This window comes from Pelovirga sp. (assembly GCF_059864205.1).
Genome location: NZ_JCBCBS010000025.1, coordinates 1 through 25,978 on the forward strand (window position 1 = coordinate 1; position 25,978 = coordinate 25,978).

Consider the following 25,978-nt stretch of genomic DNA (forward strand, 5'->3'; position numbering starts at 1 on the left):
TCGGCGCACGGGTGATGGGGCCGGTTGCACTTGAAGGGCGCGACCTGATAGTGCCGGGCGATATTTCGTCAGCGGCTTTTTTTCTGGTTGCCGGACTGATTGTTCCAGACTCCGAACTATTATTGAAAAACGTCGGGATCAACCCGACCCGTAGCGGCATTATCGATATTTTGCGGCAGATGGGCGGATCGATCGAACTGCTCAACGAGCGTCAGCAATGCGGTGAGCCGGTGGCGGATCTGCTGGTCAAAAGCAGCTTGTTGACGGGGATAGAGATCAACGGCGAACTGGTGCCGCGCGCTATTGATGAGTTTCCGGTAATCAGTGTGGCCGCGACCTTTGCCGCCGGGGTGACAGTCATCACCGATGCTGCCGAGTTACGCGTCAAGGAAACCGATCGAATCGAGGCGGTCTGCCATTGTCTGAATCAGCTCGGGGGTAAGGCAGAACCTCTGGCTGATGGCATGCGGATTACCGGTACCGGGTACCTGGCTGGCGGTGAGGTCACCTCCTATGGCGATCACCGCATCGCCATGAGTATGGCGATTGCGTCATTGCGGGCCGCCGGCGAAGTGACAATTGAGGACACCGCTTGCACTGAAACCTCCTTCCCCGGGTTCTGGGATCTGCTCACCCTGATCCGTCAGGACTGATAGCATGACAGTCATCGATACAAGTAAAATTACACGGGATAAAGGTCTGGTTGTCGCGATTGATGGTCCGGCCGGTGCCGGTAAGAGCACGATCAGCACCCGTCTCGCTGAGGCGCTGGGCTATGTCTATATCGATACCGGGGCGATGTACCGTGCTGTTGCCTATCTGGTTGCCCAGCGTGGCCTGGAACCGAACGATGAGGTGTCACTGAAAGATTTATGCAGCAACTTGCAAATTGATCTGGTCGCCACCGGGACGGGACTCAAGGTCTGTGCCATGGGGGAAGATATCACTGAGCAGATTCGTACCCCGGAAATAACCAGGCTGACGCCGCAAGTGGCGGCATCATCGGCAGTACGCGCCGCTATGCTGCTGATGCAGAGAAAACTGGGAGAGTCGGGAGGGGTTGTTCTCGAAGGCCGTGACATCGGCACGGTGGTTTTTCCCGACGCCGACGTGAAGTTTTTTCTCTCTGCCTCAGCTGAAGAACGTGGGCGGCGGCGTTATGCAGAGTTGCAGCTAAAAGGCATTGATGCCGATCTGGCCCAGACCATCGCGGCGGTACGCGAACGTGATCAGGCCGATATCAATCGCGCTGAAGCCCCTCTAAAGCAGGCACCCGATGCTGTTGTTGTTGATTCAACGCAGATGTCCATCGATGATGTCCTGGAATTGATGGCGCGGCAAGTCAAGGAACGGCAACAAATCCGCAAACAAAAAGGGAACGACTGAAAAAAAGAATAACTGCCTGAAAAATATTGGTTTGTTTTTTTTAAATGCTGTGCTAACTTTCGCAGTCTCAAAATTTGAGTCCGCCGTCGCAAGGCGTCGGAAAATTCGCAAGGGGGTAACATCTCCAATGGTAGAAGACAAAGACATGTTCGACGACAATGAAATGCAGGATTTTGATGGTGAGGAGAATTTCGAAGAACTGCTCAAGGACTATGAACAGGGCGGCTTCGAGCTGAAGCGTAACGACGTTGTGCAAGGAACGATTGTCCAGGTAACACCTGATGCGGTTGTTGTTGATGTCGGTTACAAATCGGAAGGGATGATCCCCTTACGTGAATTTGCTGACGAAAAAGGGAATATCAACGTCAAGGTTGGCGACGTATATGATGTCCTCTTCGGCGGTGGTGAGAGTGACAGTGGTCTGATTGTCCTTTCCAAAGAAAAAGCGGATCGTCAGAAAATTTGGAATTCTCTGGAAGAAGGTGCCGTTGTTGAAGGTCGTATCATCAGTCGCATCAAAGGCGGTCTGTCGGTTGATATCGGCGTCAATGCCTTTTTGCCTGGCTCACAGGTTGATTTGCGTCCGGTACGTAATCTCGACAAGGTTATCGGCCAGAGCTTCGACTTCAAGATTATTAAACTGAACAAGCGCCGTGGCAATATCGTGCTGTCACGTCGGGTTCTGCTTGAGAGCGAGCGCGAGTCACAACGTGGCGAAACCCTCAAGACCCTTGAAGAGAGCCAGGTTGCTGAAGGTATTGTTAAAAATCTCACCGATTATGGTGCGTTTATCGATCTCGGTGGTATTGACGGCTTGCTGCACATTACCGATATGTCCTGGGGCCGCGTCAAGCATCCGTCGGACATTCTTGCTGTCGGCGACAAGATCAATGTCAAGGTGCTCAAGTTTGATCGTGATAAAGAGCGTGTATCTTTGGGCCTCAAACAGATTGCTCCCGATCCGTGGCTTGATGTTGCGGCTAAATACCCGGTCGAATCCAAAGTGGTCGGCAAGGTTGTCAGCCTGACCGATTACGGGGCATTTGTTGAGCTTGAAGAGGGCGTTGAGGGTCTGATCCATGTCTCTGAAATGAGCTGGACCAAGCGCATCAAGCACCCGAACAAGGTATTGAATATCGGCGACGAAGTTGAGTCGGTAGTCCTTGCCCTTGATTCTGAAAATCGCCGCATCTCCCTGGGTTTAAAGCAGATTGAACCCAACCCCTGGGAAGTGATCGGCGAAAAATTCCCGATTGGTACCATCATCGAAGGTCAGGTGAAGAATATAACGGATTTTGGTGTGTTTGTTGGTGTTGATGAAGGGATTGACGGGCTGGTTCATATCTCCGATCTTTCCTGGACCAAGCGCATCAAGCACCCATCAGACGCCTTCAAAAAAGGTGATCTGGTCAAGGCGGTAGTTCTTAATATCGATTGCGAAAACGAACGTTTCTCCCTTGGTATCAAACAGCTAAGCCCTGATCCATGGGATTCGGTCCCGGTGCGTTACGCCCGCGGCACCATCGTTAAAGGCAAGGTCACCTCGGTTACCGATTTCGGTATTTTCATCGAGCTTGAGGAGGGCATTGAAGGTCTGATCCATGTTTCTGAACTGAGCAAGGAAAAGATCGATAACCCCAAGGACTTTGCTGAAGTCGGTGCCGTTCTTGAGGCCGCCGTGCTACAGGTTGATACAGTGGATCGCAAGATTGCCCTGTCGGTCAAAAACATTGATGAGCAGAAGGAAAAAGCTGAAGTCAATGAATTTATGGGTGCACAGAAGCAGGCGACATCAAGCCTTGGAGCCCTGCTTCAGGGTGCGATGGATCGTAAAGCTGACGACTGATTCAAGATGAACTCTAATAAAAGGGCCCAGCCTGTACTGGGCCTTTTTTTATGGGGAAGAAATGAAAAAACGTCCATTTTTTCTCGCATCTTTGTTAATCGGCGGCATCTTTTTTTTCTTTTTGCTGGTATTTGTTGCGGCCGGATATTTCCGTAGTGGATCGCTACTGTCGACCTCTACCAGGCAGATCGGTGTCCTCGAAATCACCGGGATGGTCAGCAACGAACGGGTGATCGTCAGGCAGATTGATGACTTTCTTGACAACAACAAGGTCAAGGCTATTGTTCTGCGTATTGATTCGCCAGGTGGCGCCGTTGGCCCGTCCCAGGAAATTTATCATGAGCTAAAAAAGCTGGGGCAGAAAAAGCCGGTGATTGTGTCCTTCGGCGCAGTAGCTGCCTCTGGGGGTTATTATCTGGCGATGGCTGGAGAACGTATCTTTGCCAATCCCGGTACCATTACCGGCAGTATCGGTGTGGTGATGAGTTTTCCCGATTATCAGGAGTTGCTGGGCAAAGTCGGCGTCAGATCTGAAGTGATCAAGAGCGGCCCCTATAAGGATCTTGGTTCTGCGCAGCGTGACATGACCGATGATGAGCGTCATTTGCTGCATGAAATGATCATTGATGTACACAACCAGTTTGTTGAGGTCGTCAGTAACGGGCGAAATATCCCCATTGATGAGCTTGCTCCTTATGCTGATGGGCGTATTTTTACCGGGCGCCAGGCTCTTGAAGTAGGTCTTGTTGATGAGCTTGGCGGATTCAATGATGCAGTTGCACATGCTGCTCTGCGGGTCGGTCTGGACGGGAAACCCGATCTGGTCTATCCACTACCTGAGAGACAACCGTTTTTACAGCGCTACTTGAATATTCTCCTGAATCGTATTGGTGGAGTGGATGTGGCTTTCAACGGTGCAGCGGGGCCGAAGTATTTATGGACTGGCCGGTAAGCCGATAGATAACGTGTTTCTAAAAAATCAGGGATGAACATAATGCCGTTTCTAACTCGGAAACTAGATTGAATTTGCCTATGTGGAAGGTGGATAATGACTAAAAGTGAGTTGATTGAAAAGCTTTCAGAAGAACACGAGTTATTAAATAAAAAAGAGGCTGAAGCCGTTGTCAACGTAATTTTTGATGGTATTGGCTCGGCTCTTGCGCAAGGAGATCGGGTTGAAATTCGTGGTTTTGGTTCCTTTTCCGTACGAGAGCGCAGCGCCCGTGAAGCCAGAAATCCTAAAAGTGGTGAGGTTGTAGCCATTGCATCACGCAAAACGCCATTCTTTAAGACCGGCAAGGAGCTGCGCGAACGGGTTGACGCGCTTTAAAACGGCGCCGCCATGGCCCCTTTAATGGAAAAAGCCCTGAATCATTGATTCAGGGCTTTTTATCTGATGGCTTCCAGGATGGCGGGGTGCTGCCGGACGATGACCTCGATTAAGCTTCGTCTGCGGTGGCTACTTCAGGCTTCCGGCTTGAGAGTCGGCTTGCTCACCATAACCACACGAACAGTTTAAGGTCATTAGATAGCGTTGGTCAAAGACTCGGCACGCTTCCCGCGCATCCCAGAAAACTTGAATGCGTTAGTTAATCTCATATTATCATCAGCAGATATTCTGTCAATAGATTTAATCTTTTTCATAAATGCTCAGGTCAAATGAATAGTATAAAAAAAAAATGGAAAATTTATCGCCTCATAGTTGGCTCGCAACAGGCCGGAATGCGACTCGATAAGTTTTTTCCGCTGGCAGTCGCTGAGCTGTCACGTTCTCAGGTGCGTAAAGTGATTGATATTGGCGGCGTTCATATCAATGGCCAACGCACCCGTACCACCTCGAAAATCCTCGCTACCGGTGATCAGGTTGAGCTATATCTCGATCATCTGCCCCTTGTGCCCTGGCGCATCTGTCCTGCCGATGTTATTTTTAAAGACAACTATCTGTTAGTTGTCAATAAACCGGCGATGATTGAAACCCAGCCGACCCACGCTCGCTATAAGGGTACTCTCTATGAAGCCCTACAGGTGTATTTGCAGGATCCCTATCGTCTGCAGTTGAAGCCGGAGATTGGTATGATTCAACGGCTTGATCGCTCGACATCCGGGCTCATCGCGTTTTCCATTCACCCGCAGGCGCATAAAAAAATGACAGAAATGTTCTCGACCGGTGCCGTGGATAAAACCTATATGGCACTGGTGGCCGGGCGGCCTGATCCGGATTCGGGGGAAATCCGTTCATTATTAGCGCGCTCGCGCCGGGAAAATCGTGTCCATACGGTTGCTGCCGGGGGTAAATTGGCCGTCACCCGTTATCGGGTTAACGTCCCCCTGTATGACAGTTCACTGGTTGAAGTGCAGATTCTAACCGGGCGTTCTCACCAGATTCGTGCCCACATGGCCGAATTGGGGTGTCCATTGCTTGGCGATCAGCGCTATGGCGGACCTGTGGCTCTCGATGGTATGCCTATAGAACGGCCGCTGCTGCACGCACAACGACTCAAATTTTTACATCCTGTAACCTCACAGCAAGTGGATTTCTCTGTGCCAATGCCGGAAGATATGCATCAGGCATTGCAATTTCTTAAAAGGACTGAAGGATGATAGCAGGTCAAATCGATCCGATCATTTTTTCCATTGGACCATTGGCTGTGCGTTGGTACGGGATGATGTACCTGCTGAGCTTTGTTGGTGGCTACTTTATGATGATCCATGTCTGTCGGTTGCGCCAGTATCCATTAAATCGCGACGCTGTCGCCGATCTTTTGTTTTACGCGGTCATTGGCGTGGTTGCTGGAGGAAGACTGGGATACACACTTTTTTATCATCCGGCGTACTATCTCCGGCATCCCCATGAAATAGTGTATATCTGGGAAGGGGGGATGAGTTTTCATGGTGGCTTGCTCGGTGTTCTCATCGTCTTGCTCTGGTATGCCTGGCGGCGCGCCATTCCGCTGTTACAACTTGGCGATCTGACCGTCGCTGCCGTCCCCATCGGCCTGGGGCTGGGACGGATTGGCAACTATATCAATGGTGAATTGTGGGGGCGGCCAACGGATCTCCCCTGGGGGATGGTTTTCCCTGCCGCCGGCCCTGAACTGCGTCACCCGAGCCAGCTCTATGAGGCTTTTTTTGAGGGGCTGGTTCTGTTGCTGGTGGTTTATGGTCTCCACCGCCTTGGCGTAAGACGCGGCGTACCGGCAGCCGTTTTTTTGCTGGGTTATGGGTTAGCCCGTTTCAGTGTTGAGTTTTTTCGCGAACCGGACACCCATCTTGGTTTTTTGTGGGGAGGCGCCACCATGGGGCAACTGCTTTCCCTGCCGATGATGGCTGTCGGGGGGGTGATGCTGGTGTGGTTATTTAAACGGTCTGAACGATGAAAAAAGTTGAAGCCATCATCTACGATTGCGATGGCGTCTTGTTTGCGAGTCACGCTGCAAACCTGGCCTATTATAATCAGATATTTGCGGCCTTTGACTATCCGGCGATCAGTGCTGAACAACAGGAAGCTGCTCACTTGTGTCATACCGCCAGTTCGCCTGATGTCCTTGCGGGGCTGATGCGCGCAGAGGATGTGCCGGCGGCCCTGGCGTTTGCAGCGGAACTCGATTATCGACAGTTTATTCCCTTGATGACACCGATGCCGGAATTGCACCAGGTTCTCGAAATTGTCGCAAAACACTATCCTCTGGCAATTGCCACCAATCGGGGTTCCAGTGTTATACCGATCTTAGAGCATTTTGCCTTGGGGGAATTTTTTTCTGCCGTGGTGACCAGCCGCGATGTCAAAAAGCCCAAGCCGGCACCGGACATGCTGTTACTGGCCGCCCACCATCTCGGACACCTACCGCAAGCGTGCCTTTATATTGGCGACTCAGATCTGGACCAGGCAGCAGCAACGGCCGGGTCATTTCATTTTTTAGGCTACGGAGAATGGTTTATGCGGGAAAAAAGCGTTAACAGGGTATTGGGCCGCCATCGCGATCTGCTCGAGCACTTGAGCCTTCCAACCCCTTTTAGCTAATCCAGGAATTTCGTCATCTCGAGAACATTAACCCCTTTGTTGCGCACATACCTGACGTTATCCATCAGTTTAAGAATAATGTTGACACCACGCCCCCCCTCATCACAGGGGTGGGCGTTGACCTTGTGGCGGGCACCGATCTCAAAGCCCGGCCCCTGGTCGTAGATCCGGATGATCAGATCATCATCCGAGGCAGAGATAGTGATGTGGACATCTTTTTCCGGGTCGGAATCGTTACCGTGACAAATGGCATTGGTCATCGCTTCGGTTAAACACAGATTCAGGTGATAAGCCAGTTCGCGCCTGTTTCCCCGGTAGTTGTTCAAGGAAAAAGCCAGGCTTTCACCGATCTGGCCAACCATGGCGAGATAGCGTGTCTGGCTGGGCACCTTGATGTTGAGTTCCACCCGTTTAGACATAAAAACCTTCTTTACAGCAGTGTTACGGCCGTTGTTCAGGACTGGCTGTCAAGGGCTTCTTCCAGGGTCGTAAAAATCTCGAAAACGCGATGCAGACGGGTCAGTTCAAACATGGAGCGGACTTGCGGTTGCAGGCAGCAGAGTTTGAGACTGCCATCGCGGGCACTGGCGTTTTTGAAACCCGAAACCAGGGCGCCGAGGCCGGAGGAGTCGATAAAACGGACGGCTGCCAGATCGATCACCAGCTGGCATTTTCCTTCGTCAAAGAGTTGCAGCATACGTTCCTTGAGGTTGCCGCTATTGTGGGCATCCATCCGCTCTTCCTCGACGGTGATAATGACGTTTTCTTCCTTTTCGCTGATTTTTAATTGCATTGCATTTACTCCTTTTATGCCGGTTGCGGTAACAAGCTTACGTTTGTTTTTCGACATTATACAACAGTTTACGCCGTGACTGTTGATTCATAGAGTCATTTTAGAATTTTCATCGCCAACAAGGTGACATCATCATTAAAATGGCGATAGCCGCTGAAAAGCCTGATCTGGGTCAATATCTGGTCAATCAGTTCCTGCGGTGTCGTCTGCCCCTCTTCGCTCAGCAGTTTCTCCAGACGCTCCTGGCCAAACAGGTTCTGATGGCTGTCTTCGGCTTCGATGATGCCGTCGGTATAAAGTAGTAACATATCGCCGGGCTCAAGCCGGATGCTGTGTTGTTCGAAATTAACATCCTTGCGGACGCCAAAAATCAACCCCTCAGCATCCAGCGGTTCTATCAGTTGATGCTGGTGGCGCCACAGCAACGGCGGGTTGTGACCAGCGTTGCTGTAGATCAGTTGACGACTGGCAAGATTGTATTGCAGATAAAACATGGTGACAAACAGATCGGAACGATCGAGGTCCTTGAGGAAATAGTCATTGAGTGCGTGAAGCATGGCGGCCGGACTTTCTATGTCGTAAACCCGGGAATGAATGAATGTCCGTGTTTCCGCCATAATTAACGCAGAACCGATATTGTGTCCTGAGACATCGGCGATAACCACATCGCAGCGCCCATCATTCCGCATGATAAAATCATAGTAATCGCCGCCGACCTGATGGGCAGGAACGCAGAGTCCGGCTACCTGAATTTCTTCCATCACCGGTAAGGACGCAGGTAACAGCCCCATCTGGATATCCTTGGCGATCTGCATTTCCCGTTCCTGCTCACGCACCTGCAGCAGGCGTCCGATCTGCTGCTCATTGCGCCAGGCAATGCCAACCTGTCCGGCAATGTTTTCCAGCAGGGCGATAAATTCGCTGGTAAAGACCCCTTTGCCGGAGCGTGAAAAAGCAGACAAGATACCCACCGGTTCCCCTTCAAGAGCGATCGGCAGATGGGCAAAGCAGGTGATGCCCTCGGCCTGGATGATGGCTGAGGACGCCGGCTTTTCCAGTTCATCGCTATCATTGACAACCATCGCGACATTGGAAAGAAAAGCCTGGCCAATGTAGGTTTCGTTGGACAGGTTGCGTTCCGACTTGCCAAAGTGATTGAAGGTTTCGCCGACCAGACTTTTGACCAGCAAGGTGCGGGTTTTAGGTTCGAGAAAACGGATGACGCAGAGGTCAAATTTAAACTGTTGTGTCAATAATTCGAGAATGCGGTCGAGTTTGGTCTGAAAGCTTTCGCCACTGGAAACCAGCTGCGAGACATCGTACAAAACGCTCAAGTGTTCGCGGCTGATGGCACCATCAATGGTCACAGAACCAAAGATGTCGAAGATATTCTCCATCTCGCTGCCTCGCGCCGCCAGGTAATTTTCAAGGATAATGCGCGCGGAACCGGCACCGACGTGACCGGCCAGGGTGCGTTCGGTGAAACTTTTCAGGCTGAAAATATCCTGATCATTGAGGCTGCCGCGATGATCGATTTGCTTGTCGGCCAAAAAAATTGAAATGGCGGTTTGTGCCGGTTTTTCACCGATAAATTTGGACATCAGATCAATAAATTCAACAATCGTTGGCGCTTTGCTGATCCGTGTTAAGCGTTCATCCGGTTGCTCCTGCCCGGCAAAAACATCAACAAAAATTGCGGCACGGATTTTTTCTGCTTCACTCTGCCTGGTCAGAATGGACACCATGCAGTATGTGCCGAGATTGAGCAACAGGGTCCAGAACAGGGAGTGGGTATACATTTCGAAGCCGCTCAGACCAAACAGCTCAAGGGGTTTTAATTGGGCAATGCCGAACGGTCCGTGCTCCAGCAGGCTGTTGTCGATCCAGCCGGAACGAACGAATGAGGGGATCAGCAGGGTATATCCCCAGATGGCAAAACCCAGACTGATGGACCAGATGGCCGCATATTTGTTGGCGCGCTTCCAGTAAATGGCGCCGATCATGGCGGGAGCAAACTGAGCAGCGGCCATAAAGGAGATCAGACCGATATTGACCAGAGCGTAAGAGTCACCGATGACAGTAAAATAGAAGTAACCTAAAAGAACGACAACAATGATACCCAAACGTTTGATGTTGATAAGGATGCCGGAAAGGTCCTGAGCCCGTAGTTTCAACTTCAGAATGACCGGCATGACGAGATGATTGAGGATCATGGTGGCGAGGGTCACTGATGAAACCATCACCATGCCGGCGGCAGCGGAAAGTCCGCCAATAAAGACCAGCAGTGCCAGCCAGGGCTGGTCGGCGGCTAACGGCAGTGTCAGGACAAAATAATCAGCTTGCGTTGTGTCGCCGTTGTTGAGCAGTAGTCCGCCCATGGCAATGGGCAGGACAAACAGATTAATCAGGAACATGTAGGCGGGAAAGCGCCACATCGCTTTTTGGATGTGCTCTTCGTTGGCATTTTCCGTCACCATAATATGAAACTGGCGCGGTAAAAACATGATCGCCGCCATGGAAATGACGATCAGGGAGAACCATTTCGTATAGGGCACCTCAGCTGTGCCCACGGCAAACAGATAACTGCGATCAGGAAAGCGTTCGTAAAACTGCTGAAAAAGATCGATAAAACCGTTGAACAACCCATAGGTCACAAAAACACCAACGGCGATAAATGCCACCAGTTTGACCAGTGATTCGAGCGCTACTGCAACAACCAGCCCTTCATGACGCTCTGAGGAATCAAGGTGGCGTGCGCCAAAGAGGATGCCGAATGCCCCCAGTAACAAGGTGACAAGAAGGGCTGAGTCGACTTGCCCCGGCAGATAAGAGATTAAATTTGAGGTTGGTTCGTCCAGGTTTTTCAGCGGCAAAAAGAGAATGTCCAGGGTTTTGGCGATGGCCTTCAGCTGCAGGGCGATATAGGGGGTAATGCCGAAAACGGCAAAGAGGGTGACAATCGCACCAAGAATGGCAGAACGGTCGTAGCGGCTGGCAAGAAAGTCGGCCAGACTGGTGATGTTCTGTTCCTTGCTGACCCTCACCATCTTACGCAGCAGAAACCACCAGCCGAAGGCAATCAGGGTTGGCCCCAGGTAAATCGGCAGATAGTCCAGTCCGGTGGTTGCTGCTTTGCCGACGCTGCCGTAAAAGGTCCAGCTGGTACAGTAAACGGCGATTGACAGGGTGTAAATGTGTGGGTTTGAGAGTAGACTGTGACCGGCTTTGCGGCGCCGGTCAGCATAGTAGGCAACAAAAAAGATCAGGGCGAAATAACACAGGAAGACGGTAATGATTATTTCTGCTGGAATCACCCTCATAGTATCCAACCCCTAATCGCTATCACCGTTCGTGAGAGTTATTTTTGTTTAGCTGATGCTGGGCCAGACTGTGCATTTCCAGGCGGCGGACGAACAGCCAGATCACACCGATAGAGGCCGGCCAGCCATACATGAAATACACCACCAGACTGGGAATGCCCAATATGGACATATCGCCGTAAAAAATATGGATAAAGGGAAAATTGATCATAATCATCCCGAGGAACATGAACAGAATCCAAGCTTCACGAAGGGTATTGTTTGGATGATGTTGTCTCATGAAGCCCCCTTGTGCCGGTTGCCGGTATGCGGCCAAAAATGTTTTCGTCTGACAAGGACCCACGGTAACAGACTAAACTTCCCATTTTATAATTACAACCGGGAATAGCGACAATGAGGACAACGGGCTCATTTGACTCCGTTTGGTTGTTGACCCCGGGGGACGGGTTTCCGCTGCAACACATCTTTTGTAATCGCCGGGCATGTGTTATGAATAAAGAGGCCATACATTTGTTTGTAACAGTTATTGAAGGATTACCTTTGAACGCGCGTATATTCTCCACACCGGTTCATTCTACCACGATTTTAGTTGTTTTTATGATGCTCCTCAGCGGTTGTAGCGGTGTTTTTTCGGCACCCCATCGTCAGGCTCCGTCCGTTGCCGTCCCAACCGATCAGCAGCCGATGGCTGAGTTGCCTGGTAACCCCCGTTCGCCGGCGCTGTTGGCTTTTGCCCAGTTTCGAATGCATAGCGCTGATGGCGACTGGGAAGCTGCATTGGGTGCCCTTGAACGCGCTGTGGATCGCGATCCGAAGTCGACTTATTTGCAACTTCTGCTGGCGCGGGTATACCTTCATCTGGATCGTCCTGACGCTGCTGTGGTTTTTTTGAATCGGCTGCTAAGCGAGCCACCTTTTCTTCCCGAAACGCACTTGTTGCTCGGCGATATTTATCTGATGCAACAGCGCGGCCTTGAAGCCATCGATCAGTTCAAGCAGGCGTTGAAACTGGCGCCGGATGATGAATCGTTGCCCTTGCGCCTGGCTATGGCTTTTGTCCAGCTGGAACGGGTTGCTGAGGCCCTTGAGACCCTCGAGGAATTGCTGCAAAAGCGTCCCGACGCCGATCAGGCCATGCTGTCCCTGGCGCGCATCTATCGTGACAATCAGCAGCATGATGACGCGATCAGGGTCTATTACCGTTATCTCAAGACGCGCCCGGAACAGCCGGCAGTTGTGTTGGAACTAGGGCAGGTGCTGGAGCAGCAGGATGTCGCAGCGGCCGAGGAACTCTACCTGAAAACCCTTAAAACAACCCCTTTTGCTCCGTCGATCCGTCAGCAGTTGGCGCAACTCTATCTTGCCCGCCAGCAGCCACAACTGGCCCTTGACCAGTTGTTAATTGTGCGCGAGCAACTCCCTTCAACGCGCACTGGCAATCAGATTGGCCTGCTCTATCTGCACATGAATCAGTGGCAGCAAGCGTCAGAGGAATTCCGGCAACTGATCGATTCCGGCGAAAGTGGTGGCCGCAATCATTATTTTCTCGCTCTTGCCCTGATCGGCCAAAAGCACTATCGGGCAGCAATAGAACAGTTACAGCTGGTGACGCCTGGGGCAACTATTTATCGCGATGCCATGCTGCAATTGGCTTATCTGCAACTGCAGGAAGGGGTGGTGGAACAGGGTACCCGGCTGTTGCAGGCTTTGCTGGAACAGGGAATCGACGATAGCGAGGTCTATTATTATCTGGTTGCCTTTTATCAACATCAGCAGGATCTGGTTCCGGCGCTGAAGTTTGCCACTGAGGCGATCGAGCGCCACCCACAGGATGCACGCCTGTTGTACCAGCAAGGGGTGGTGCTTGATGCCCTGGACAATCATCAGTCTGCTCTGGCGGTGATGGAAAGGGTTCTGCACATTGACGCAGAACATGCTGATGCTTTGAATTTTCTGGCCTATTCCCAGGCCGAAGCTAACAGCGATCTTGATCTGGCGCTGCAGCGTGCCAAGCGTGCTCTGGAATTAAAGTCTGCCGGTTATATTGAAGATACGGTTGGCTGGGTCTATTTTAAGCGCGGCGAATATGCTCAAAGCCGTATTCATTTGGAGCGTGCCATCACTATGCAACCGGATGATCAGGTGATCCTTGAACATCTGGGGGATCTCTACCAGGTGATGCAGCTTTACGCTCAAGCAATACAGGCTTATCGTGATGCATTGACGATCGATCCGGAAGCGGAAGGGGTGCAGGAAAAGCTCGACAAGCTGCGCCGGGAGCTTAACCAATGAGGTGGTTGCTGTTGCTATTACTGCTGTTAGTCAGTGCTTGTGCGCGACCGCCTGAGCCACTATGGACTGATGTCCCGGCGGCAACCGAGTTACTCGACATTCTCCACGCACGGGCGGGCACCAATCGCCGACTTGACACCGCGGCCTTGGTATCCATCACGGCGGATGGACAGCATTTCTCGACCCAGCAGTTTATTCTGGCAGAGCAGCCGGACCGTATCCGCGTGGATGCCTTGACTGGTTTTGGCCAGCTTGTCATGCAATTGACTACTGATGGTGATGTGCTCTCCGTGTTGCTCAACACCACCAGTCCGCCACGTTTCTATCGTGGCAACGCAACAGAAGAAAATTTTTCCCGCTTTGTCAAGTTTCCTTTGCCACCACAGGTGCTGGTGGCCGTGCTGCTTTATGACCCGCCGATTTTTGCTTATCATCAGGCGCAGGTGCGCAAGCGTGGTGATCTGCTGGCGTTGCTGCTGATTAAGGGGGCTTTTACCCAGACCTTTTTTTTCAATGGTCAATTACAACTGACCGGTAGTGAATATGCACAACATCAAGAGACACTACTGGCTGTTGATTATTCACGTTTTGCGCCGGCTGACGGGTTTCCCCGGCGCATTGCATTGCATATGCCCCAGGATGATGTGATCCTGGCCATGCGTATCAATGAATTAACCCTCAATGGTGATATCCCTGCGGGACGTTTTACCTTGCAGGCTCCTGACAACATTGTTATTGAGCCGCTGCCCTGATGATGAATATGAGGTCCGTCATGTCGCACGCTTTTTCGAGGTTAGGTCTCGCTGCTGCTCTCCTGCTGTTTCTGTTTGCCTGTGAGCCCCGGTCGGAAGAGTCGCTTCCCGGAATGTCGGAAGCGATGGCGCCGGAATATGGTGATACCTTTATCGAGGCGTCTATCGGCGATGCCAGTAATCTGCTGCCGGTGCTTTCTTCCGATTCGGCGTCCAGTGCCATCAACAGTCTGGTCTACAATGGCCTGCTACGTTATAACGGCCAACTCGAACTGGAAGGGGAATTGGCTGAACGCTGGGAGGTGTCGGAGGACAACCGCACCCTGACCTTTTATCTGCGCCGCGACGTACGTTGGCACGACGGTACCCCCTTTACCGCCGACGATGTTAAATATACCTATGAGCTGTATATCGACCCTGAGATCCCGACCGCCTATGCAGAATCGTTCAGTCAGGTGACCAGGGTTGAGACGCCCGACCCTTACACTTTTATTGCCCACTACGATACACCCTATGCGCCGGCACTGCAGAGCTGGGCAACGGCTATTCATCCGCGCCATCTCCTTGCGGGAACCGATGTCTTGCGCAGTCCCCTGTCGCGTAGCCCGGTCGGCACAGGTCCTTATCGTTTTGGCGAGTGGGTCAGTGGCGAGAAGATTGTCCTCGAGGCCAATACCGACTATTTCGCAGGGCCGCCTTATATCCGCCGCGTGGTCTATCGCATCATTCCCGATGTGTCGACCCAGTTTCTTGAGCTGCAAACCGGCAGCCTCGACTTTATGGGCTTGACACCGCTGCAATTCGACCGTCAGACCGATACCCTGGCATTTCGTAGAAACTACAATAAATATCAATATTTAAGTTTTGGTTACACCTATCTTGGGTATAATCTGCGGCGGCCACTGTTTGCCGATAAACGGGTGCGTCAGGCCCTTGCCTATGCCATTGATGAACAGGAGTTGATTGATGGTGTTCTGCTCGGTTATGGTGATGTTGCTACCGGCCCCTATAAGCCTGATACCTGGGTCTATAACCCGGATGTGCGGCGCTATCATTACAACCCGGAAAAAGCCCGACAACTGCTGGCAGAAGCGGGCTGGCAGGATACCAGCGGTGACGGGATTCTCAACAAGGATGGTCAGCGCCTGGCTTTTACCATTGTTACCAACCAGGGGAACGATCTGCGCATCAAGACCGGGGAAATCATTCAGCGGCGCTTTCGCGAAATCGGGGTGGATGTCCGTCTGCGGGTGATCGAATGGGCGACATTCCTTAAGGACTTTATCAATCCGGGAAATTTTGACGCGACTATTCTCGGTTGGAGCGGTGGGCCGGAACCGGATCAGTACAATATCTGGCATTCCAGCAAAACGGCACCCGGTCAACTGAATTTTATCGGTTTTGAGCATTCTGAGGTGGATGAACTGCTGGAACGCGGGCGCCGGGTGTTCGATCAACAGCAGCGCAAACAGTATTATGATCGTTTTCAGGAAATCCTTGCCGAGGAGCAGCCTTACACTTTTTTGTACGTTTCCGAGGCGCTACCGGCAGTATCCCGGCGCTTCCGTGGGGTTGAGCCGGCACCGGCAGGAATCCGCTATAACTTTCAGCATTGGTATGTGCCCACGGCTGAACAGAAATACACACGCTAGGACGCGATGCTACCTTATCTTGCCAGACGCCTGTTACTCCTGATTCCGTTGCTTTTGGGAATCACCCTGATCTCCTTTGTGGTCATCCATCTGGCACCGGGGGAGCCGACCGACCTGCAGACACAGATGAATCCCCAGGCCAGTGCCGAACTGCAGGAGCGGTTACGCCGTCAATATGGCCTCGATCAGCCATTGCATATTCAATACGGACAATGGCTCGGGCGCCTTGCGGTACTTGATTTCGGTGAATCCTTTGCCGGCGATCGGCGTCCGGTACTTGATAAAATCCTCGAACGGCTGCCGGTGACTATTCTGATCAATCTGCTGTCGATTGTTTTTATCCTGGCGGTTTCTGTTCCGTTGGGGATTGTCTCGGCCGTACGGCGTAACTCTCTGTTTGACCGGACTACTACCGTACTCGTGTTTACCGGCTTTGCCATGCCGTCATTCTGGCTGGCACTGCTGTTGATGGATTGGTTTGGTGTGCGCCTCGGGCTGTTGCCGATTTCCGGACTGAAGTCCCTGGGATATGAATATTTTAGTTTTTCCGGTCAGATTCTTGATCGCATCAGCCATCTGATTCTGCCGGTGTTTGTCTCCGCTATCGGTGGACTGGCCGGTTTTTCCCGCTATATGCGCTCCAATATGCTGGAAGTTGTCCGTCAGGACTATATCCTTACGGCGCGCGCCAAGGGGTTGTCAGAACATACGGTAATCTACAAACATGCCTTGCGGAATGCCCTGTTGCCGGTGATTACTATTCTTGGTCTATCCGTACCGGGATTGATCGGCGGCAGCGTGATTTTTGAAACGATTTTTGCCATTCCCGGTATGGGAAAGCTGTTTTTCGATGGGGTGATGATGCGTGATTATCCCCTGATCATGGGGATTCTGGTGATGGGTGCGGTACTGACCTTGCTGGGGAATTTGCTTGCCGATATCTGCTATGCCCTGGCCGATCCACGCATTCGCCATGGTCGCCAGGTTGCTGGAAAAGGGTGAAGCTGACAGCCTATAGCTGGGTAACATGCGCGGCAAGATGAGGAGTATCTATGGAAATTAAATCGAATATGTTGGGCGAATTATTGTTGGAAGCGGGACTGATTGATCAATTTCAGCTCGATTCGGCCTTGTCTTTTCAGCGCAATCTCGGTGGGCAGATTGGAGCCGCGCTGGTCAAGCTCGGTTATTTACCCCAGGAGACGATTGTCGAGTTTCTGGAAGCTCAACAACTTTACTCGCACATCAGTCTCGAAGAACTGACTATCGATCCATTGTTGCTGGAATTGCTGCCGGCTGAGCGGATGCAGCAGTTAAAGGTGTTTCCGGTGGAGTTGCGCTATCAGGGGAAAGATAGAATCCTGCGGGTGGCTATGACTGATCCAACCGATTTGCGCCTGATTGAAAATCTGCAATTTATTACCGGTTGTCGTGTTATGCCGCTGGTGGCAACTGAAGAAGATATCTTGCGCGCAATCACGATGAATGAAGATGAGGATCTATACCTGCAGAACCCTGTTGGAGAACTTGAAGAATTTTTCGATGGCAATCTAGTGGATTTAACCCCCGAGCTTGATGTCCGCTTTGATCGACTGTTGCAGGTTTTTAAGGAAAAAGGGATTTTAAGCCAGGCAGATATCGAAAGGATCAACGGCGTCTGATGCGAAACCTGCCCCGTAGCAATTTTTTACGTGATGTTGTCTGGCAGCGCTTTCGACGTAATCGCATGGCGCTTGCTGGGGGTGCCATCGTCCTGTTCATGTTCATGATGGCCGTGGCCGCAAGTTTCACCAGTATCGATCCAGCCGCCATCGATGTCAGCAAGAGCCTGCAGCCACCAAGCTGGGAGCACCCTTTAGGGACGGATGATTTGGGGCGTGAAGTGTTGGTACGCATGCTCTATGGCGCACGTATTTCCCTGCTGGTCGGGTTTGTTGCTGTGGGGATATCGACCCTGATTGGTATTCTTTGTGGTGCTCTGGCGGGCTATTACGGTGGTTGGGTTGATGCCGTGATGATGCGTTTTGTCGATATCATGCTGTGCTTTCCGACTTTTTTCCTGATTCTCGCGGTCATCGCTTTTCTCGAGCCGTCGATCTGGAACATTATGATCGTCATCGGTTTGACCAGCTGGATGGGGGTGGCGCGACTGGTTCGTGCTGAATTCTTGAGTCTCCGGCAGCGCGATTTTGTCCTTGCTGCTCAGGCTTTGGGAGCTACCGATGGGCGCCTGATTTTTCGTCACATCCTGCCCAATGCCCTCTCGCCGGTACTGGTCTCGGCAACGTTGGGGGTTGCCGGTGCTATTCTTACCGAAAGTGCCCTGTCGTTTCTCGGGATTGGTGTCCAGCCGCCAACGCCGTCCTGGGGAAATATGCTGATTATTGGAAAACAGACCCTGGGCAGCGCCTGGTGGTTATCGGTTTTTCCGGGGTTAGCGATTCTGATTACGGTTCTGGGTTACAACTTGCTGGGCGAGGGGATTCGTGACGCCCTCGACCCGCGGATAAAAGAATGACTCTCAGCGCGACCCCGGCCGATTGTCTGCGCCAGCGCTTTGCGGCTCATCATCGTGGTGATTACGCCGCAGTTTACGCGAGTTATCATCCGCAAGCGCCCTTTCTCCAGCATTTTCCCGATCTGTCCAGCTATTTGGCCTTTGCCCGCGAGCAGCTCGCTGATGTCAAACTTGTGGCGTGGCAATGCACCATGGAGCGCTGCCTTGATGTCATGCAGGTTGAGTGCCTCCAGATCGTCGAGTATGTCCATGAGGGGGCGACCCGTCGCATGGTCGAGCTGGCGCTACTGACAGATACCAGCCAGGGATGGCGTTATCACTCCGCCCAGAAGCTGGATGAACTGGATTTACCAGTGCCTGCCGTCCTGGTCGATTTCAGTCATTTTGACCAGGCGCTTGACAAGGTGCGGTTCTAATCATGCCTGAACTGCCGGAAGTGGAAACTGTCTGTCGCGGCATCACCCCTCATGTCTGTGGCAAGACCATTCAGGAGCTGATTCTGCGCGCTCCCAAATTGCGCCTGCCGTTGGATCCTCAGTTATGCGAGGACCTTCCCGGACAGACCATCCGCAAGGTGTCGAGGCGTGCCAAATACCTGTTGCTGGAATTCGATCAGGGTGGTCTGCTGATCCATCTGGGGATGTCCGGGGTGTTACGCATTGTGCCGGCAGGAACTACTGAAAACAAGCACGACCATGTTGACCTGATTTTTACCGAAGGTACCTGCCTGCGCTTCACTGATCCGCGTCGCTTTGGAGTCTTTCTCTATTCGTCGGATGACCTGCTGCACCACCCGCTTCTTAAGAATCTTGGCCCGGAACCGCTGCACGACAGTTTTCAGGGGAGGGCACTCTATCGTCGATCACGGGGTAAATCGCAGTCAATAAAGACCTTTATCATGGATCAGAAGGTTGTCGTCGGCGTTGGAAATATTTACGCCAATGAGGCCCTGTTTCGTGCCGGTATTCATCCGCTGCGGGCTGCCGGGTGGATCGGGCGGCTGCGTTATCAGCGTCTGGTGGCGGCCATAAAAGAGGTTCTCGCTCAGGCGATTGCCGCTGGTGGCACCACCATCAGTGATTTTGCCGACAGCGACGGGCGTCCCGGTTATTTTCGCCAGGAATTGTTTGTCTATGGCCGCGGATCTGCCCCCTGTTTTCACTGTGGTCGCGCCATTTACACCTGTCGGGTCGGGCAACGTTCAACCTTCTATTGCACCTTCTGCCAGAGGTAACAGTCATGGATAACCCTTTTTTTTCTTTTCCCTATCGGGTTGGCATCGGTGACATCAATTATGGTGGTCATGTCAGCAACGCAGCAGTTCTAACCATCTTTCAGGAGGCCAGATTGGCTTTTCTGGCAGAGCTTGGGCCTTTTTCCGAGATCGAGATCGGTGGTTGCGGCCTGATCATGCCGGAAGCACATGCTTACTATCGCCAGGAGATGTTGCATGGTGACCAATTGCAGATCGGCGTGCGGGTTGCTGCTCTCAAACGTTCCGCCTTTACCCTCGAATACCGGATCAGCCGCAACGGTGAGGTGACCGCAGAAGGCACCACTGTGCTGGTTTGTTTCGATTATCAGCAGCGTAAACCGTGCCGCATGCCGCTATTGTTTCGCACTGCTTTGGAAACCACCCTTCGTGTCGGTTGAGTCTATTCGTTGGGAGCGCTAGCGGATCTTCGTGATCTGGTTTCCTGCTTGACGCATCCCTGAAACAAGCGTTATTGTTCGTCTCTTAATTTTTCGATCAATTGAGGGTAATAAATCATGGAAGAGTTAAACGATCTGTTGCAACAGCGCAGAGCAAAAATCGACGCTTTTTTAGCCGCCGGGGTTAACCCTTTTGCCAACGATTTCAAGGTGCTCCATAACGCCCGGCAGATTAGCGTTAATCACCAGCAGGATGCACGTGACGATCTTGAAGGCTCCACCACGGAGTATCGTTTTGCCGGGCGCATCATGGCGCGGCGCGATTTCGGCAAGGCGGCTTTTCTGCAGTTGCAGGATGGTAGTGGCCGGATTCAGGTTTACATTGCCAAAAAGGAAATTGGCGATGACGCCTTCAGCCATTTTAAAAAGTTTGATATCGGTGACATCGTCGGTGTTTGTGGTGTGCCGTTTCGCACCCAGACCGATGAACTGTCGATCCGTGCCTCCGCAGTGCAACTCCTGACCAAATCATTATTGCCTCTGCCGGAAAAATGGCATGGGTTGACCGATGTCGAAACCCGTTATCGCCAGCGTTATCTCGATCTGATGGTCAATCCTGAGGTGCGTGAGGTTTTTCGCAAGCGCAGCCGCATCGTCAACCTGATTCGTGACTTCATGCTTGAGCACGATTATCTCGAAGTCGAGACGCCGATGATGCAACAGATTGCCGGCGGAGCAACGGCCAAGCCTTTTGTGACCCGACACAACACCTTGAAAATGGATCTGTTTCTGCGCATTGCTCCGGAACTCTACCTGAAACGGCTGGTGGTTGGCGGCTTTGAGCGGGTGTTTGAAATCAATCGTAATTTCCGCAATGAAGGGATATCGATTCAGCATAACCCCGAATTCACCATGATGGAATTTTACCAGGCCTATGCCACCTATGAAGATTTAATGGATTTTTCTGAACAACTGATCTGTCATGTGGCACAACAGGTGTGCGGCACCCTGGTGATTCCTTATGGTGAAAAGATGGTTGATCTGACCCCGCCGTGGGAGCGTCTGACCCTCAAAGGTGCCATTGTCAAGTATGCCGGCGTTGAACAGCAAATGCTCGATGACCGTGACCGCTCTCTGGCCTATGCCAACGACACCCTCGGGCTGGAACTTGACAGCGCCATCGGCCATGGCAAGCTGCTGGCAGAGATTTTTGACGAGGTTGTTGAGCCGCAGTTGTGGAATCCGGTGTTTATTACCCAGTATCCTACCGAAATTTCCCCGCTCTCGCGCAAAAATGACGTGAACCCCGATGTCGTTGATCGTTTTGAGCTGTTTATCGTCGGCCGTGAGTTGGCCAATGCTTTTTCGGAGTTGAACAATCCCATTGATCAGAAACAGCGATTTCTCGATCAACTCAAAGAAAAGGCGGCAGGGGACGAAGAGGCTCACGCTATGGACGAGGACTATGTCCGTGCCCTTGAGTACGGTCTGCCCCCGACGGCCGGCGAGGGGATCGGTATCGATCGTCTGGTGATGCTGCTGACCAACTCCGCCAGCATCCGCGATGTTATTCTCTTCCCCCAGATGCGCCCCGAGGTGGGTTAAGGCTTAAGATTTCATGTCCTATGAGTGGTTTGTCAGCCTGCGTTATCTGCGCGCCAAGCGCAAGCAGACCTTTATTTCGGTAATCTCCTTTATTTCCATCGCCGGCGTGACCCTGGGGGTTGCTGCGCTGATTCTGGTGCAGGCGGTGATGACCGGATTTACCGATGGCGTACGCCAGCAGATTCTCGGTAACGTGCCGCATGTGCTGATCCAGCGCTATGGTGAAGGGATCGAAAATCCGCGTGAACTGGTGAAGGCGGCAAAGCAAATCCCCCATGTTGTCTCGGCGACCCCCTTTGTGTCGCGCGAGGCCATGCTGCTGGCCGGTGGCAATGTCGCTGCTGTCAGTGTTAAGGGGGTTGACGAAGATCACAAGATCCTTGCCCAATCGCTGCGAACCTGGTACGGCGACGAGATCGGCGAGCTGTTTTTTGCACCCGATGATCGCCCCGGCATCATCATCGGCATGGATACGGCGACAACCCTGGGGGTCGATGTCGGCGGGCTGGTCAATGTCATCCCCCCCCTGTTTAACGTCACCCCGTTCGGTATGATGCCGAAAATGAAACCCTTTCGAGTCGTTGCTGTTTTTGAAAAGCAGAGCAGTCTGATCGACAGTTTTTATGCCTATATCCCCTTACCGGAAGCCCAGACGTTCTTTGCGTCCGAGGGGGTTGTCAGTGGTATCGAAATCGAGGTGGATCTGTTTGAACGGGCCCCTTTTGTCGCCGATCGATTGTCCAGTCAGTTTGAATTCCCCACGGTGGTACGTCCCTGGCAAAGTCTGTATGGCTCTTTTTTGTCAGCGTTGAAGCTTGAAAAACTCGGCCTTTTTATCGTTCTGGCGATTATTGTCCTGGTTGCCGCCTTCAATATTGCCACCACCCTGATCATGGTGGTGATGGAAAAAACACGTGATATTGCTATCTTGCGAGCCATGGGCGCTAACTCGCGGAGCATTATGAAAATCTTTCTGTTTGAGGGGTTGATTATCGGCACCATGGGGACCCTGTTGGGGACCAGCCTGGGTGTGACATTAGCCTACTATGCCGATACCCTGATCAAGGGTTTCGAAAATTTGTTCGGTATCCAGATTTTTGATCAGGCGGTCTACGGCATGGAGCGCTTCCCTTCAGAGATTGTTGTTGTTGAGGTTGTAGCGGTCGTGATGATGGCGATGACCATCTCGTTGCTGGCAACCATTTACCCCGCCTGGCACGCTTCACGCATGGATCCGGCAGAGGCACTGCGCTATGACTGAAAAACCCATGGTGGTGGTGCACCAGTTGCATAAAAGGTTTCAGACTCCTGGTGGCGTTATTGATGTGTTGCGTGGTATCGATCTGCAGATCAAGCGTAGCGAACGGGTCGCCGTGGTCGGGACCTCCGGTGCCGGCAAGACCACGCTGATGCATATTCTTGGTGGGCTTGATGCGCCAACCTCAGGTGAAGTCGTGGTCGAAGGGGAGAAGGTGTTTTCTTTGCGCGGTCAGGCCCTTGATGCTTTTCGTAATCGTACCGTCGGATTTGTCTTTCAATTTCACCAGTTATTGCCGGAATTCAGCGCGCTGGAAAATGTCATGATGCCGCGCTTGATTGCTGGTGAATCGCGCAAGTTGGCCACCGAAAAAGCAGCAGACATCCTCTCCGAGGTAGGCCTGACGCACCGATTGACCCATAAGCCCGGTGCCCTTTCCGGCGGGGAACAGCAGCGGGTAGCCATCGCCCGTGCGTTGGTCAACGAACCGCAATTGCTGTTGGCCGATGAACCTACCGGTAATCTGGATACCGGTACATCAGATGAGATCCTTGCCCTGCTCAACCGGATGCACAAAAGTCGTGGTCTGACGATGGTGATCGTAACCCACAACCTGCCGTTAGCTGCCGGTCTCGATCGTGTCCTGAGAATTGAGGATGGGGTGCTGGCAGGAGATGTTTTAAATTGATGTTGGCGACGCACTCTTCTATAATCTGCCCCTTGTTTGTTCCCATACCAGTTGAGGCTTTAGATGTCTAGATCACTCATTGTTGCGCTGTTGCTGACGGTTGTTTCGGTCTTTTCAGCTGCGGCTGATGAATTCAGGGTAGCACAGGTGCAGATCGAGGGGAACCACCGGGTGGCTACGGCAGCCATCCGCGGAGCAATTTCGATCAACCCCGGTGACGTTGTCAGTTACGCCCTGGTCGATGAAAACTTGAGAAATATTTTTGCCCTCGGGGGTTTTTATGATGTGATCGCGCGGGTCGATGAGGCACAGGGGAGTAATATCCTGGTTTTTGCGTTGCAGGAACTTCCTTTGGTCAGAACCCTTGAGTTTCGTGACAATAAAAAACTGTCTGATCAGAAGCTGCGCGACAGCACCACTTTAAGGCCGCCGTTTATTTTTGACCACAACCGCGTCAGAAGCAGTGTTCAGGAATTGAAGAATGCCTATACCAAAGACGGTTATCACGCTGTTGAAATCACCACCCAGCTGGTTACGGACGATCGCGGTGAAGTGACACTGGTCTATCTGGTCGACGAAGGGCGGAAAATTCGCGTTAAGAACATCAACTTCAGCGGCAACAATGCGTTAAAGCGGCGGGCACTGCTGAAAAGCATCGAGACCAGGGAACGCTGGTTTTTGTCGTGGTTGACGGGGCGTGGGGTCTATCTTGAAGAGGTCATGGAGATCGATGTCGAGCGGATTAAAATGGCCTATTATGATAGGGGATATCAGGACGTTATCGTTCAGCAACCGATTGTCACCCTGGTTGATGATAAATATCTGACTATTGACATTGAAATTGATGAAGGCCGCCAATACCGTATCGGGGCTTTGAGTGTCAGTGGTGACCTGCTGTATCCACAGGATCAATTACTGCAGCAGGTGAAGCTCAAAGAAGGGGAGGTCTTCAGTCGTCTGGAACTGCGGGACAGTATTCTCGCCCTCACCGACCTGTACGCTGATCGTGGCTATGCCTACGTTAATGTCGTGCCATTGACCACCAGAAAAGCTGACGAGTTGCTCTTTGATATTGAACTTGAGATCGAGCAGGGGGTGAAGGTGTCCATCGAACGGGTGGATATCAGTGGCAATGTCCGTACCCGCGACAAGGTCATCCGTCGTGAAATTCCAGTGATTGAAGGCGAACTGTATAGTTCGAGCAAAATGAAGGAAGCCAATCGTCGGGTACGTAACCTCGGTTTTTTTGATGAAGTGCAGGTCACCGATCGCCCTGGCTCGGCTGAAGATCTGAGTGTCGTAGAGGTGGCGGTTGAAGAACGGCTGACCGGAACCTTTTCCATTGGTCTTGGCTATTCGTCGGTTGATAAATTGATGGCACAAGGGTCTATCTCTCAGGAGAACTTTCTTGGACGCGGTTTAAATCTCAATTTAAGTGGCTCCATCGGTTCCAAAAGTAATACCTACTCACTGGCGATAACCGATCCTTATTTTCTGGATACCGACTGGACCCTGGGCGGTGAGGTTTACCGTTCACAACGCGAATTTCGTGACTACGATGATGAGCGTACTGGTGGTGCAATTCGCGCCGGTCACCCGGTCAGCGACAACTCGCGCGTGTTTGTGACCTATCGTTACGAACAAAAGGAAATCACTAACTTAAGTGAGATTGCTCTGGAAAATCAGTTTCTCGCTGCCCAGGAAGGTCGTTCAACCCTGTCTTCCATCACCACCCAATGGGTGCGTAACAGTACTGATTTTTATGATGATCCGAGCCGTGGGGGTGTTACCCGCATCAGCCTCGAATATGCCGGCCTGGGTGGTACGGAACATTTTTTGCGACCGATTGCTTCTCACCGCCACTTTTTTCCGCTGTTCTGGGGCACAGTTTTTTCCATCCATGGAGAAGTGGGTTACATCACTCCGACCCGTGGGGATGAGGTTTCATTAAGTGAACGGTTTTTCCTCGGGGGCATCAGGACCTTGCGCGGTTTCAAAACCCGGGAAGTCGGCCCCATTGAGTCGAATACCCTGGGCAATAGGGTGTATGTCGGCGGTGAAAAGATGGGCTACTTTAATATAGAGTACCTTTTCCCTATCTACCGCTCACTTGGCTTGCAGGGCGTCCTTTTTTACGACACAGGAAATGCCTGGCGTGATAACGAGGAGTATTTTTCCGATATGCGCCACAGTG

At 52.0% G+C, this 25,978-nt stretch carries 25 protein-coding genes; 21 read left to right on the forward strand and 4 right to left on the reverse strand.

Features of this window, described 5'->3' with window-relative positions; all coding sequences use genetic code 11:
- From AC6F7T_RS01575 to AC6F7T_RS01610, 8 genes are all read left to right on the forward strand, one after another.
- On the forward strand, positions 1–653 hold a 653-nt coding region (locus AC6F7T_RS01575), incomplete at its 5' end, for a carboxyvinyltransferase (RefSeq protein ID WP_500716216.1).
- 4 nt (positions 654–657) lie between these two features.
- Positions 658–1,386 (forward strand): (d)CMP kinase, encoded by a 729-nt coding sequence (gene cmk, locus AC6F7T_RS01580; protein WP_500716217.1) that lies wholly within the window; start codon positions 658–660, stop codon positions 1,384–1,386.
- A 127-nt stretch (positions 1,387–1,513) separates the two neighbouring features.
- Positions 1,514–3,232: a 30S ribosomal protein S1 gene (locus AC6F7T_RS01585; protein WP_500716218.1), complete on the forward strand. Its 1,719-nt coding sequence runs from the start codon at positions 1,514–1,516 to the stop codon at positions 3,230–3,232.
- Positions 3,233–3,293: 61 nt separating this feature from the next.
- On the forward strand, positions 3,294–4,184 hold the full coding sequence (gene sppA, locus AC6F7T_RS01590; protein ID WP_500716219.1) for a signal peptide peptidase SppA: 891 nt from the start codon (positions 3,294–3,296) through the stop codon (positions 4,182–4,184).
- Positions 4,185–4,280: 96 nt separating this feature from the next.
- Positions 4,281–4,562, forward strand: coding sequence for an integration host factor subunit beta (locus tag AC6F7T_RS01595; protein WP_500716220.1), 282 nt, complete (start codon positions 4,281–4,283; stop codon positions 4,560–4,562).
- A 392-nt stretch (positions 4,563–4,954) separates the two neighbouring features.
- Positions 4,955–5,833, forward strand: coding sequence for an RluA family pseudouridine synthase (locus tag AC6F7T_RS01600; RefSeq protein WP_500716221.1), 879 nt, complete (start codon positions 4,955–4,957; stop codon positions 5,831–5,833).
- Positions 5,830–6,609, forward strand: a complete 780-nt coding sequence (lgt, locus tag AC6F7T_RS01605; protein WP_500716222.1) for a prolipoprotein diacylglyceryl transferase — start codon at positions 5,830–5,832, stop codon at positions 6,607–6,609. The genes AC6F7T_RS01600 and lgt overlap by 4 nt, the downstream gene beginning before the upstream one ends.
- A complete protein-coding gene (locus AC6F7T_RS01610; RefSeq protein ID WP_500716223.1) occupies positions 6,606–7,253 on the forward strand; it encodes an HAD-IA family hydrolase in 648 nt (215 codons plus the stop codon). Before lgt ends, AC6F7T_RS01610 begins: the two co-directional genes overlap by 4 nt.
- Here AC6F7T_RS01610 and AC6F7T_RS01615 read toward each other — a convergent pair.
- The 4 genes from AC6F7T_RS01615 to AC6F7T_RS01630 form a co-directional block, all read right to left on the reverse strand.
- Entirely contained in the window at positions 7,250–7,672 is a 423-nt protein-coding gene (locus AC6F7T_RS01615; RefSeq protein ID WP_500716224.1) for an ATP-binding protein, read from the reverse strand. The genes AC6F7T_RS01610 and AC6F7T_RS01615 overlap by 4 nt on opposite strands.
- Positions 7,673–7,707: 35 nt before the next feature.
- A complete protein-coding gene (locus AC6F7T_RS01620; RefSeq protein ID WP_500716225.1) occupies positions 7,708–8,046 on the reverse strand; it encodes an anti-sigma factor antagonist in 339 nt (112 codons plus the stop codon).
- 95 nt (positions 8,047–8,141) lie between these two features.
- The gene (locus AC6F7T_RS01625; RefSeq protein WP_500716226.1) at positions 8,142–11,366 is read right to left on the reverse strand and encodes a SpoIIE family protein phosphatase; all 3,225 of its coding nucleotides are present in this window, start codon (positions 11,364–11,366) and stop codon (positions 8,142–8,144) included.
- 22 nt (positions 11,367–11,388) lie between these two features.
- Positions 11,389–11,646, reverse strand: a complete 258-nt coding sequence (locus AC6F7T_RS01630) for a hypothetical protein (protein WP_500716227.1) — start codon at positions 11,644–11,646, stop codon at positions 11,389–11,391.
- Between the two features lie 260 nt (positions 11,647–11,906).
- Between AC6F7T_RS01630 and AC6F7T_RS01635 the strand changes: the two genes are divergently transcribed.
- The 13 genes from AC6F7T_RS01635 to bamA form a co-directional block, all read left to right on the forward strand.
- A complete protein-coding gene (locus AC6F7T_RS01635) occupies positions 11,907–13,658 on the forward strand; it encodes a tetratricopeptide repeat protein (RefSeq protein WP_500716228.1) in 1,752 nt (583 codons plus the stop codon).
- Complete coding sequence (locus tag AC6F7T_RS01640) at positions 13,655–14,410, forward strand: hypothetical protein (RefSeq protein ID WP_500716229.1); 756 nt, start codon at positions 13,655–13,657, stop codon at positions 14,408–14,410. Before AC6F7T_RS01635 ends, AC6F7T_RS01640 begins: the two co-directional genes overlap by 4 nt.
- Positions 14,411–14,430: 20 nt before the next feature.
- Positions 14,431–16,062 carry an ABC transporter substrate-binding protein gene (locus AC6F7T_RS01645; protein ID WP_500716230.1) on the forward strand — a complete coding sequence of 544 codons (1,632 nt, stop codon included), beginning with the start codon at positions 14,431–14,433 and terminating at the stop codon, positions 16,060–16,062.
- A 6-nt stretch (positions 16,063–16,068) separates the two neighbouring features.
- On the forward strand, positions 16,069–17,064 hold the full coding sequence (locus AC6F7T_RS01650) for an ABC transporter permease subunit (RefSeq protein ID WP_500716231.1): 996 nt from the start codon (positions 16,069–16,071) through the stop codon (positions 17,062–17,064).
- Positions 17,065–17,114: 50 nt separating this feature from the next.
- Positions 17,115–17,723 carry a GspE/PulE/PilB domain-containing protein gene (locus tag AC6F7T_RS01655; RefSeq protein ID WP_500716232.1) on the forward strand — a complete coding sequence of 203 codons (609 nt, stop codon included), beginning with the start codon at positions 17,115–17,117 and terminating at the stop codon, positions 17,721–17,723.
- Entirely contained in the window at positions 17,723–18,580 is an 858-nt protein-coding gene (locus AC6F7T_RS01660; RefSeq protein WP_500716233.1) for an ABC transporter permease subunit, read from the forward strand. The genes AC6F7T_RS01655 and AC6F7T_RS01660 overlap by 1 nt, the downstream gene beginning before the upstream one ends.
- Positions 18,577–18,996 (forward strand): hypothetical protein, encoded by a 420-nt coding sequence (locus AC6F7T_RS01665; protein WP_500716234.1) that lies wholly within the window; start codon positions 18,577–18,579, stop codon positions 18,994–18,996. Before AC6F7T_RS01660 ends, AC6F7T_RS01665 begins: the two co-directional genes overlap by 4 nt.
- Before the next feature lie 2 nt (positions 18,997–18,998).
- The gene (mutM, locus tag AC6F7T_RS01670) at positions 18,999–19,814 is read left to right on the forward strand and encodes a bifunctional DNA-formamidopyrimidine glycosylase/DNA-(apurinic or apyrimidinic site) lyase (protein WP_500716235.1); all 816 of its coding nucleotides are present in this window, start codon (positions 18,999–19,001) and stop codon (positions 19,812–19,814) included.
- A 5-nt stretch (positions 19,815–19,819) separates the two neighbouring features.
- Positions 19,820–20,233 (forward strand): thioesterase family protein, encoded by a 414-nt coding sequence (locus AC6F7T_RS01675; protein WP_500716236.1) that lies wholly within the window; start codon positions 19,820–19,822, stop codon positions 20,231–20,233.
- Between the two features lie 117 nt (positions 20,234–20,350).
- Positions 20,351–21,838 carry a lysine--tRNA ligase gene (gene lysS, locus AC6F7T_RS01680; protein WP_500716237.1) on the forward strand — a complete coding sequence of 496 codons (1,488 nt, stop codon included), beginning with the start codon at positions 20,351–20,353 and terminating at the stop codon, positions 21,836–21,838.
- A 13-nt stretch (positions 21,839–21,851) separates the two neighbouring features.
- On the forward strand, positions 21,852–23,099 hold the full coding sequence (locus AC6F7T_RS01685) for a lipoprotein-releasing ABC transporter permease subunit (protein WP_500716238.1): 1,248 nt from the start codon (positions 21,852–21,854) through the stop codon (positions 23,097–23,099).
- Positions 23,092–23,784, forward strand: coding sequence for an ATP-binding cassette domain-containing protein (locus AC6F7T_RS01690; RefSeq protein ID WP_500716239.1), 693 nt, complete (start codon positions 23,092–23,094; stop codon positions 23,782–23,784). The genes AC6F7T_RS01685 and AC6F7T_RS01690 overlap by 8 nt, the downstream gene beginning before the upstream one ends.
- Before the next feature lie 63 nt (positions 23,785–23,847).
- Positions 23,848–25,978, forward strand: a 2,131-nt coding sequence (gene bamA / locus AC6F7T_RS01695) for an outer membrane protein assembly factor BamA (RefSeq protein ID WP_500716240.1), incomplete at its 3' end; no start/stop codon positions are given.